The organism is Paenibacillus sp. JGP012 (assembly GCF_014203995.1).
Taxonomy (GTDB): domain Bacteria; phylum Bacillota; class Bacilli; order Paenibacillales; family Paenibacillaceae; genus Paenibacillus; species Paenibacillus silvae.
On sequence record NZ_JACHKG010000029.1, the window covers coordinates 58,389 to 69,024 of the forward strand.

Here is a 10,636-nt window from a genome sequence, read left to right on the forward strand (position 1 = left end):
GGCCGATTATCTTTATACTGGAATAATTCGTCACTGGAGAGGGGAACGTTGTAATGCAGATCTACCGTTTTGATCAGGAGAGCGGCAAACACATCACGAAGTTCGATTCTGATTTTGTGATGTCTCGTATCATTCAGACGAGCGAGAACGCACATGTAGGCTGTATGCATCTGCCGGTTAATGGTGTTGTCGGGTACCATGAGGCGGTCTGCTCGCAGCTGATGGTAATCGTGTCGGGAGCAGGGCAAGTCAGAAGCGGGCACAACGATGCTGTGCATGTGAAGGCAGGAGAAGCTGTTTTCTGGGAAAAAGGGGAATGGCATGAGACAAAAACGGAGACGGGCTTGACGGCGATTGTAATTGAGAGCGAGGTGTTAACACCTTCAGCGTATATGCCAGTAAGAGCGGATGATTCGATTTGAGTTCGTGAAACAGACCGTTCTTCTTTTATAAAAAAGTTATGTTGTTCATAGTACCTGGTCCTAGGATTTAATGTATAATATAAAGATGCTATATATTTGAATGACAAAGGAGAGGCTCCATGTGAATTTTGAACAGTGGATTTCGCCTGAAACCTATAACCTGACATCCGAGATGGAGAATCACCCGCCAGACCGGATTGCACTTAGATGGCTCAGCGATCAGAAGGAAGTAGAAGAAATTACGTACGGTGAATTATTGAAACAGGCTAACCGTCTGGCCGGAGGACTGCGTGAGCTTGGACTGGTGAAAGGTGATCGGGTGCTGGTCATGGTACCACGCCGTATTATCGCCTATGTCATATACATTGCTTGCTTGAAGCTGGGCATTGCCGTCATTCCGTCATCCGAGATGCTGCGTGCGAAGGATTTGGAGTACCGTTTGCGGCATTCCTCCGCTCGTGCAGTGATCGTATGGTCTGAAACAACAGCTGAGGTGGAAAAAATGGATTCCGATCTGCCAGCGCTTGCGCATCGCATCGCTGCATCTCCAAACGGAGACAACACCGTGCCCGGTGCAGTCTGGGTTAACGTGCATCAGTTGATGCAGAACCAGCCGGAAGAGATGACCGCTGTTCAGACACATCGTGATGATATGGCCATTCTGGCGTATACGTCCGGTACAACGGGTAATCCCAAAGGTGTCGTGCACAGTCACGGCTGGGGATATGCTCACCTGCGAATTGCATCGTCATTATGGCTGGACATCCAGCCATCGGATATAGTATGGGCAACAGCAGCGCCTGGTTGGCAAAAATGGATCTGGAGTCCGTTCCTGTCCGTGCTGGGCAGAGGGGCTACAGGTCTGGTATACAACGGCTCATTCCAGCCGAAGCGTTATCTGGAGCTGATGCAGGAGCATCAGATTAACGTGCTTTGCTGCACACCAACGGAATATCGTCTGATGGCCAAGACGGATGATCTTGGACATTATGATCTATCCCATCTGCGCAGCGCTGTATCTGCGGGAGAACCGCTCAATCAGGAAGTGATTGAGATATTCCAGCGGCATTTCGATCTCACGATTCGGGATGGATACGGGCAGACGGAAAGCACGCTGTTAATCGGCAGCCTGAAGGATGCGCCTGTGCGTATCGGTTCGATGGGCCAGTCGATTACACCGGGCCTGATCGAGATTATTGGCGAGGATGGTCAGCCGCTGCCTGCGGGTGAGGTTGGAGATATTGCAGTGCATATGGACATGCCAGCCCTGTTCCGTGCGTATTATCAGGATGAAGGACGCAAGGAAGCGAATCAGCGCGGTGAATATTTTGTCACAGGTGACCGGGCGAGCAAAGACGAGGAAGGGTACTTCTGGTTTGAGGGCCGAAGTGATGATATTATCATCAGCTCGGGGTACACCATTGGTCCGTTCGAGGTAGAGGAAGCACTGATGAAACATGCCAGCGTGAAGGAATGTGCCGTGGTGGCAAGCCCGGATGAGATTCGCGGCAATGTTGTCAAAGCTTTCGTTGTGCTGAGAGACGCGTCCCAGGCTTCGCCAGAGCTCGCACATGAGCTGCAAAGACATGTGAAGGAATGGACTGCACCCTATAAATATCCGCGTAAAATTGAATTTGTGTCGGATCTGCCCAAGACCAATTCAGGCAAAATCCGCCGTATAGAACTTCGTGAGCAGGAAAAACGCAACGCATAGCATATAGAAACTAATTCAAGCAGGAGTGAATAACATATGAGTTCATTTGAGCAGTCTTTTGCAAAATCATTGGAGCAATACGCTGAACTGGTGGTCAGAGTAGGTGTGAACATTCAGAAGGGACAAGACCTTCTGGTGACAGCTCCTGTAGAAACACTGGAATTTACCCGTTTGATTGTTGAAAAGGCGTACGCTGCGGGAGCGAATTATGTACAGGTCGATCTGGAAGACGACACAATTACACGCAGCCGATTTGAACACGGATCAGACGACAGCTTTGACTATTATCCAGCCTGGAAAGGCGACATGATGGAACGGTTCGCCGAAGCTGGAGGTGCGACACTGACCATTAAAGTACCAGACCCGGACCTGTACAATGGCATTGAGGCAACCAAAGTATCCCGAGCAACCAAAGCAGCAGCAGAAGCGCGCAAAGGATATGCCAAATACACACGCAACCATGAGATCAGCTGGTGTCTGATCAAGGCGCCAACGAAGGCATGGGCGAACAAAGTATTTGCCGATATTCCTGAAGAGGATCGCATTCGTGTGATGTGGGATACCATTTTCAAGATGAATCGTGTGGATGGCGGGGATGCTGTACAGAACTGGAGAGAGCATCTGGAAACGCTGAACAAGATGAGTGAATTGCTGAATCAGAAAAATTACAAGAGCCTGCACTATCGCGCGCCAGGAACCGATCTGAAAATTGAACTGGTGGACAACCATATCTGGGGCGGCGGCGGAAGTGAAAACAAACAAGGCATATATACGGTAGCAAACATGCCGACCGAAGAGGTCTTTACGATGCCCAAGCGCAGCGGTGTGAACGGTTATGTGAGCAGCACGATGCCACTGAACCTGAACGGGCAGCTGGTCGATCAGATGCGTATTACGTTTAAGGATGGTCAGGTTGTCGCATACACAGCGGCTTCAGGTGAAGAGCATTTGAAAAACCTGTTTGCGACAGACGAAGGCGCACGTTATTTGGGCGAGGTGGCACTGGTACCGCATGACTCCCCGATCTCCAATCTGAACCGTATTTTCTACAATACCGGCATTGACGAAAATGCATCCTGCCATCTGGCGGTTGGAAGTGCCTATCCGTTTAATATGAAGGATGGTACAACGATGTCCAATGAGGAACTGCTGAAGCATGAGTGCAACGTCAGTCTCACACATGTCGATTTCATGATTGGTTCGGCGGAGCTGGATATCGACGGAGAGCTGCAGGACGGCACGATTGAACCGGTATTCCGCAAAGGGAACTGGGCATTTTAAATAGTATAAGAGGGTTCAAAACAGCCATGTGATTTCCCCAAAAAAGTGACTTCATTCTGAAGTCACTTTTTTGTTGGAGAATTCAAGAAACAAATTACAAAACGAGTATACGATACAATTCAGGATCTCTGTATATAGGTAGTCAACTAATTGTTACAGGAATGCATATTTGGCATAAATGCTGATCCAGCAGTTCAGGACGGTAACGTTCCAGAACGGGCTTGTGATCCAGACGATAGCCGCTTGCCTGCAAATAAGGAGTGACTTCACTCCATGCGTGTTGGATATCCTCGGCCGTATGTTTAACCGTAACGACCAAGTACGTTCCTCCAGAGAACACCCCCGTCTTTATATGTTCTTTTTGCTCGTCAAAGATATAATCATCCGGAATTACGATACACGCATCGTATCTGCAATGCTCCGGTGCGGTAGTTGCCGGATCATCTTGAGCGATGCCCAATAATATGGCGGTATGGGTAAGAAGCTCTCTTTGAATTGCCCAGCTTTTCAGCAATTCCATAGTTTCTATGTTTACAGGGCCATAAGGACCGATGTGTCGCATATAGGCGATCCGGAACGGAGCGAACTGTTCAATGTATCTGTCCTGCTTATTCATGAATATCAACCTCTTTTCTAGTTTTTGGTTTACTTGAAGTATACTAACATCATATAAAATAATTTGCATAATCATATTTTCGAAAATGAAACAGAATGATGCGAGTCCATTCTCGTACGGTCCCGGTAGCAGTTAAAGGGTGGAGACAATACCGCATAGATTGAAGAGTTGCTGGGAACAATTCAAATAATGGAAAGGCTATGCTGCGAGTGGTATGGCGTGTCCGCCAAAATGCGAATGGTGAGGTTCATTTTCATGAAAAAAAAAGCTGAGCAAGTGCAAGAAGAGCATTTTAGACGCTCTGAATATCTTCTTAACCAACTGCCTGACATCCCTTTATCTTCTCAGTTACGTGTAAATGAACAGATGCTGAGAGAACGTTTCGAAAGCTGCTCCGATGTGGTTATCAACAAAGTGACCCTCGCAAAAGGGGAGTACGTATTAATTGTATTTATGGAGGGACTTGTTGACACCCATGTCATTAACAGCGCTGTTCTCAAGCCCTTACTTGAAGCTCACATTTATAGTGAAGCAGAAGGGGAACACGAGAATGATCTGGCCCAGAGAGGTCAACTGGCCTTAGCCAGCACACAGATCGTCACGAAGCTATCCGAGGTGATACAAGGTGTTCTTAACTCTTCGGTTGCGGTGCTTACAGATGGACATGAAAGTGCAATGCTTGCCAGTGTGGATGGTGCGAAAACACGTGGAGTTGAAGAACCTGCATCTGAAGCGGTGATCAGGGGGCCACGGGAAGGTTTCAATGAATCTCTTCGCGTAAATACAAGCATGATTCGAAGAAAAATAAAATCAAATGCATTGAAAACAGAGTCGATGACTATTGGAGATGTGACCCATACCGAGGTCGTTATTTGTTATATTCAGGGGATTGCTAAGGAATCTATTGTTAATGAGGTCCGAAAACGCTTGAAAAATATCAGAACCGACAGTATTCTCGAATCGGGCTACATCGAGGAATTTATAGATGATGCTCCGTATTCTCTGTTTCCAACCATCCAGAATACAGAGCGTCCGGATACGGTGGCAGCAAGCTTGCTGGAAGGAAAAGTAGCCATCATTACGGATGGAACGCCGTTTGTATTGATTGTACCTTTTACATTCTGGACCGGGATTCAGTCTGCCGAAGATTATTATAATCCGAGTCTGTATTCTTCCGCCGTTCGTTTCATTCGGATTATTTTCATTTTTATCTCGCTGTTCCTGCCCTCCTTGTTTGTTGGCATCATCAATTTTCATTCGCAGATGATCCCGACCAGTCTGGTTCTTAATTTTGCTGCTGCCCGGGAAAACAGCCCGTTTCCAACCGTGATTGAGACGATGCTGATGGAGGTATTATTCGAGGGGTTACGGGAAGCGGGCATCCGGCTTCCCAAACAGATTGGATCGGCTGTCAGCATTGTTGGTGCATTGGTTATCGGACAGGCTGCAGTTCAGGCAGGTATCGTTTCTGCTCCGATTGTGATCGTTGTCGCAGGTACGGGTATTGCTTCATTTACCATTGCACGGTTGAATTTGAGTCATCCCCTGCGTATGTTACGGTTCGTATTGCTTATTTTTGCCGGCACGCTGGGCTTGTATGGCATTGCTCTTGTCACTATGGCAATATTGCTCCATATCACGGCCTTGCGTTCATTTGGCGTGCCTTATTTCAGCCCGCTTGCTCCACTTATTATTCCAGAGCTGAAAGATGCGATTTGGCGTTCTCCGGAATGGAAGATGTATCGGCGTCCGTTAAATACGTCCTCTGGACATATTCGCAGACCTAAAGGACAAAAGCCAGGTCCCGCAGAAGAAGGGAATGAGCCCGTGTGAGCATTGCAAAAAAAGCAGCACTTATGACCTGGTGTACTTCTCTTGTACTCCTGTCCGGATGCTGGGATAATCAAGAGTTAAATGATCAGGCGATACAGCTGTCTGTTGGCGTAGATTGGACAGACCATAATACGTATTTGCTCAGCAACCAGTTTGCGCTGAATGAAAAATCAGGTGATGGACAGTCACAGCCCCAGGAAAGGTTTTATACTGAAAAAGCAGAAGGGAAAACACCAATGCAGGCATTGTCTGTAATGCAATCCAAAGTCACTCGCTCCATCAACAGAGGCCAGCGGCGAAGTCTGATCATTGGAGAGAAGATGGCAGCAAAGGGGTTCCGACAGATTATCGACTTCTTGTTGAGAAATCCGGGATCCCCTTTGCGGATGGACCTGATTATTGTGAAAAACGGCAAAGCATCGGATATGCTGGAAAGCAAGACACCATTTGGAGCGCAGTCGCTACGCGAATATTACAAGCTGCATCAAACCAATTACGGACCGGTGGATACAACCTTCATGAGTCTGGTCCGAAATATGAATGAAGGAAGAAATGTGGCTTTCTTCATGCCGGCAGTTGAGAAAATAAATAACGCTTCCCCAAAAGAAGAGGGCAAATACGCAACTTTCCTTTTTATAGGAGCTGCTGTCCTTGATAACAATACAAAGTTGATCGGGTACCTGAACATTGAAGAAACGAATAACAATTTATGGATCATTAACTGGAATCACCGACATATAATAACGGTCGAGGCTCCGGATGGAACAGGTACGGTCAGTGCAGAACTTAATGGCATGAAGAGTGCTTGGAAGTTAAATAATACAAAGGGTGGGAGCCCAAACATGCTGCTGAGTCTGAGTGCAAAGTGTGATATTGTTGAGAATACATCCACTATGGATTTGCTTAATGTCAACGTGCTGAATCTGATCCAGACAGAAATGCAAAAAGAGGCAGAACGGCAAATGAAACATCTGATATTTAAATATCAGGAGGAACTCAAAGGAGAAGCATTGGGCCTTGGAGATTATCTTTATCGCAATCATCCCGAGCTCTGGAGAACGCTTATGAATCGTTGGCAAAAGGTTTTTCAGGAGATGGATATTTCCGTAAAAGTCAAGCTGAGAGTAACCCGTTTCGGACTGACAGGCTCTGGAGGATATCTCAAACCAAAGGATATCGATGCTCGACATTAATCACCCTAATGTTGTTTTTTCTGGCGACGCTGTATCCATAAACGTACAGAGGACACGATGAACAATATAACGGGAAAGATAATAAACAGCGGTATCCAGACATAAGGTGTGATCTGTTTGATGGCAAGCACATATATATGTTCTGCAATGTTTTGGGACAAGACCATGCCGACAGTCAGAACGCATAAAGCTGAAATCCAAACGATATGTCGCTTTCGCTTTCCTAGATATGGAATAAGAATCTGAAGTGCTGCCAAACCGGTATACATCTTCAGAAAAAGTTTGAAAAAAGCAGTGATGAAGAAATACATTACGGCAAACGGGTTCAGGTTGGTGATAAATCCATTGATGTTAACCATTCCGGTTAATGTGTAGAACGGATATATACTCCGTTCAAATAAAACACCTCCAAAGATCATTATGGAAAGCATATCAAACGTAAGAAAGCTTAACGAAGCAAGTAGTGTGGCAATCAGCGTAGGCTTCCAGATTTTTTCCGACTGAGCTGCTTGTGTCCAGATCATAGCCATCGCGATGGTTTCCCCATAAGTTTGGGAGATGCCCTCGGGAAACACTGCTTTCAGAACGGGGTGCCATCCATCCCACAGGATGGGCTTCAGCAGAGAGAGGACGACAATCTTGGACATTAAGAGAAAAATAATCTCAATGATGAATAGAATCAGAATGAACGGAACCATGATCTCTGCAACTCTTGTAACATTATGAAGGCCTAGGTAGAGTGCATACAGGATAATCAGCATGAATAATATCATAATGACGATAGGCGGTGTTTGCGGGAGTATTGTTGTTGGAATTAAGTCCCGAAGATCCGTGACAATTCGTGCTGCATCAAATAAAAAAATTAGCGGATAAAGAAAAGCGATAGGCAGGCCAATCCATTTGCCAAGTTGTTGAGGGTACCATTCAACCAGGGTCAAACCGGGGTTCATTTTCATAATACCCATATACATGAAGATCAAAGCCACACCGAAAAAGGTGGAGATTAAAGTGACAATCCATGCGTCCCGTCCTGTGGCTGCGGCAAAACCAAAAATAACGGTGGTGCCCAGTTGAAATAAGAAGGTAAGGCAAAATAATTGGTATTTGGTTAATTTGTTCATTTATGAGGTCTCCTGTCTCCGCTTGATTACAACATAATTGATAACATTATCGACAAGTGAGCGGGAGGGTAAACAGGGCAAGTGTTATGTATTTGTATGTGAGGTCAAAGGATGAGGATCAGCTTGTCTATGAGCAGCCTGAGATCATACATAGCCTGTACACATTGTAAAACAACGCTAAAAAAGCCACGCGATCGTGGCTTTTTTAGTTCTTAATTGTTTAAAATACAGATGATTCCCAGTATAAGGAAGGTAGATCGCTGGATGAGATGGATAGCACAGATCAGAGCAGATGTATGCAGGAGTGCAGTTTAATTTATTCAACGTTCATTTTGTTAAAGCTGACATATTCTTGAATCGGCTTGCGGTATCCGCGCGGGCGCTGCTTGGCTTCCGACTTTTTGCCAATGGTAATCAGCATCGCCGGTACGTAATGGTCAGGGATGTTCAGGCTCCGCTGCAGCTCTTCGGCGTCAAAACCAATCATTGGACAGGTATCCCAGCCGCGGTCCTGTGCAATCAGCATGAATTGCATAGCCGACAGGCTGGCGTTGCGGATTGCATCCTCACGTTGAAAAAATCGGCCGCGCGTTTCATAGAATTCCGTCACACTTTGCGATTCCTGTTCATACTGGAATGGTGTCAGTGCACCCAGATTGAGAAGTCCCTCGTTGATGGTCCGAATATGATGATGTGCGTTAACATCACCAAGCACCACGATCACTGCGGACGCCGTTTTCACTTTATATTGCTGGGAAGCCTCATATACTTTGTCCTTCTGATCTGCATCGCTCAAGACAAGGTAGTGTGTATGCTGCAGATTAAATGCAGACGGTGCAAATTTATTCAAAGCAAACATGTCTTCCAGTTCCGATTCTGAAATTTCAATGCCTTCTTCAAAAATAACAGCCGATCTACGATTTTTGATTAACTGATCCAGTTCCCTCATGGTTGGTTACCTCACTTATGTATAGTTTGCTTGTCACTAAAGTGAATATAGCATACTTAATTACTTTATGTAAGTATTATTTTTGAATAAGACAAGATGTGCTCGCCATACGCTAGAAATAGAAAACAGCGGAGGTGAGTCATGGAATCATTGGTCCGCAGATTGAAGTCAGCATGGAATCATCAAGAATTCCGCGTATATGTGATCGAATCCTCTGCCGTTAAACGGTTTCTGGTAGTGGAATTCATACTGGGTTATCTTGTGTACAAAATGGCCCTTTATGTGTGCCATAACGATTTGCTCGCAGGGGCAACTACGTGGGCGGGAACCGAAGGTGTTAAACGGCTTCCGCTGTTATTCCGGCGTATCGCTGGAGTTTAGATCTGAGTTTGGGAAAGGGGGATAGTAATTCCCCCTCTTCCTGATTTCTTTTCACATTTCTATAGTGCCTGGCAGCCAGCTGACATAAAATCAATCACATCAATGCCTGTAAAGAGCAGCGATCATTTCTTATTTTCCCCGTTCCAGATACTGCTCCAGCGTTAACTTTTGGCTGGTAATCTCCCCTGCAATGTATACCCCTACATAACGGACATGCCACGGTTCATAAGAGTATCCGGTTAATTTCTCCTGATCCTTGCCGTAACGGATAATAAAACCGTACTTGTGAGCATTGGCTTTCAGCCATTTGCCTTCTTTGGTATTGCCGAAGCTCTGCTGCAGGTCATACCCTGCTGACGCGCTGGAAATATCCATCGCAAGCCCGGTTTGATGCTCACTCTGCCCGGGGCGCGCGCTGGTTTTATTCGCTACTGCTTCACCTTTAATGCTGGCATTGCGGTCAAAAATTGATTTTTGGGTAGCGTATGAACGATAACCGGATACGGCTTTGATATCAATGCCATCTTTTTTTGCCGCGGCAAACAGCTTCTCTATAGCGGATGCAGCAACTTTACGCATTTGTTTTTTCGGGCTGGAGCCGGAGAAGCTGAATGGAATGTTCGGTACAACCAGATCCTTAGGTTCGTAGGTGGATGACAGATTTCTTTTTTTATTCACAAGCACAACCGTGCTGGAGAGATTCGTTACGGTAGCAACACCTTTGCTGTTCGTGGTGACGGTGCGGCTTGGTGCATTGTCATGCAGAAATTGTGAGAAGCTTGAGCTTGCGGCTGAAGCAACCGGATTAAGCGAAGGGTACATTGGAAGTGCCGTAAAGGCTGTGCCTGCAAGCACAGAGCCGAGCAGCATCGTGGATATGATGGATTTACGAGTAAATGATGACATGTTGGATGTTCCTCCTTGGAATATATCAATCTATAAACCAAGTATACTGGAGGAATATATCCATAGGTTCTCCAAATGTTTCCGACTTGTAAACAAATGCAGCGGAGTGAGATTGCAAAAAAAGTCTAGCTATGATGAACATAAACCAAGGATAGCCCTCCATATTGCTGCACTCGTAGGTTAAAATGGAAAGTGACAAAACCACCATTTCAGAGCTACA

11 protein-coding genes are annotated in these 10,636 nt (G+C 46.0%); 6 read left to right on the forward strand and 5 right to left on the reverse strand.

What is annotated here, in order from left to right; genetic code table 11:
* The first annotated feature begins 53 nt into the window (after positions 1–53).
* The 3 genes from HNR77_RS24440 to HNR77_RS24450 all read left to right on the forward strand — a co-directional run bounded on the left by HNR77_RS24440 (position 54) and on the right by HNR77_RS24450 (position 3,417).
* Positions 54–422 carry a cupin gene (locus HNR77_RS24440; RefSeq protein ID WP_184190089.1) on the forward strand — a complete coding sequence of 123 codons (369 nt, stop codon included), beginning with the start codon at positions 54–56 and terminating at the stop codon, positions 420–422.
* 172 nt (positions 423–594) lie between these two features.
* On the forward strand, positions 595–2,136 hold the full coding sequence (locus HNR77_RS24445; RefSeq protein ID WP_260410859.1) for an acetate--CoA ligase: 1,542 nt from the start codon (positions 595–597) through the stop codon (positions 2,134–2,136).
* Positions 2,137–2,172: 36 nt separating this feature from the next.
* Complete coding sequence (locus tag HNR77_RS24450) at positions 2,173–3,417, forward strand: aminopeptidase (protein WP_184190093.1); 1,245 nt, start codon at positions 2,173–2,175, stop codon at positions 3,415–3,417.
* Between the two features lie 142 nt (positions 3,418–3,559).
* Here the strand turns inward: HNR77_RS24450 and HNR77_RS24455 are convergent, their stop codons facing one another.
* The gene (locus HNR77_RS24455; RefSeq protein WP_184190094.1) at positions 3,560–4,033 is read right to left on the reverse strand and encodes an AraC family transcriptional regulator; all 474 of its coding nucleotides are present in this window, start codon (positions 4,031–4,033) and stop codon (positions 3,560–3,562) included.
* A 237-nt stretch (positions 4,034–4,270) separates the two neighbouring features.
* On the opposite strand from HNR77_RS24455, the gene HNR77_RS24460 reads away from it, so the two are divergent.
* A complete protein-coding gene (locus HNR77_RS24460; protein WP_397367502.1) occupies positions 4,271–5,866 on the forward strand; it encodes a spore germination protein in 1,596 nt (531 codons plus the stop codon).
* On the forward strand, positions 5,863–7,059 hold the full coding sequence (locus tag HNR77_RS24465) for a Ger(x)C family spore germination protein (protein ID WP_184190096.1): 1,197 nt from the start codon (positions 5,863–5,865) through the stop codon (positions 7,057–7,059). Before HNR77_RS24460 ends, HNR77_RS24465 begins: the two co-directional genes overlap by 4 nt.
* 5 nt (positions 7,060–7,064) lie before the next feature.
* On the opposite strand, the gene HNR77_RS24470 is transcribed toward HNR77_RS24465, so the two are convergent.
* Complete coding sequence (locus tag HNR77_RS24470; RefSeq protein ID WP_184190098.1) at positions 7,065–8,180, reverse strand: GerAB/ArcD/ProY family transporter; 1,116 nt, start codon at positions 8,178–8,180, stop codon at positions 7,065–7,067.
* Positions 8,181–8,496: 316 nt separating this feature from the next.
* Positions 8,497–9,129, reverse strand: a complete 633-nt coding sequence (locus HNR77_RS24475; RefSeq protein WP_184190099.1) for a nitroreductase family protein — start codon at positions 9,127–9,129, stop codon at positions 8,497–8,499.
* Positions 9,130–9,270: 141 nt separating this feature from the next.
* On the opposite strand from HNR77_RS24475, the gene HNR77_RS24480 reads away from it, so the two are divergent.
* Positions 9,271–9,510, forward strand: a complete 240-nt coding sequence (locus HNR77_RS24480) for a hypothetical protein (protein ID WP_260410856.1) — start codon at positions 9,271–9,273, stop codon at positions 9,508–9,510.
* A 129-nt stretch (positions 9,511–9,639) separates the two neighbouring features.
* On the opposite strand, the gene HNR77_RS24485 is transcribed toward HNR77_RS24480, so the two are convergent.
* Together HNR77_RS24485 and HNR77_RS30005 are read right to left on the reverse strand one after the other, a co-directional pair.
* Positions 9,640–10,416: a M15 family metallopeptidase gene (locus HNR77_RS24485; RefSeq protein WP_184190101.1), complete on the reverse strand. Its 777-nt coding sequence runs from the start codon at positions 10,414–10,416 to the stop codon at positions 9,640–9,642.
* A gap of 25 nt (positions 10,417–10,441) precedes the next feature.
* A partial coding sequence (locus tag HNR77_RS30005) for a hypothetical protein (RefSeq protein ID WP_221443987.1) occupies positions 10,442–10,636 on the reverse strand: 195 nt, incomplete at its 5' end.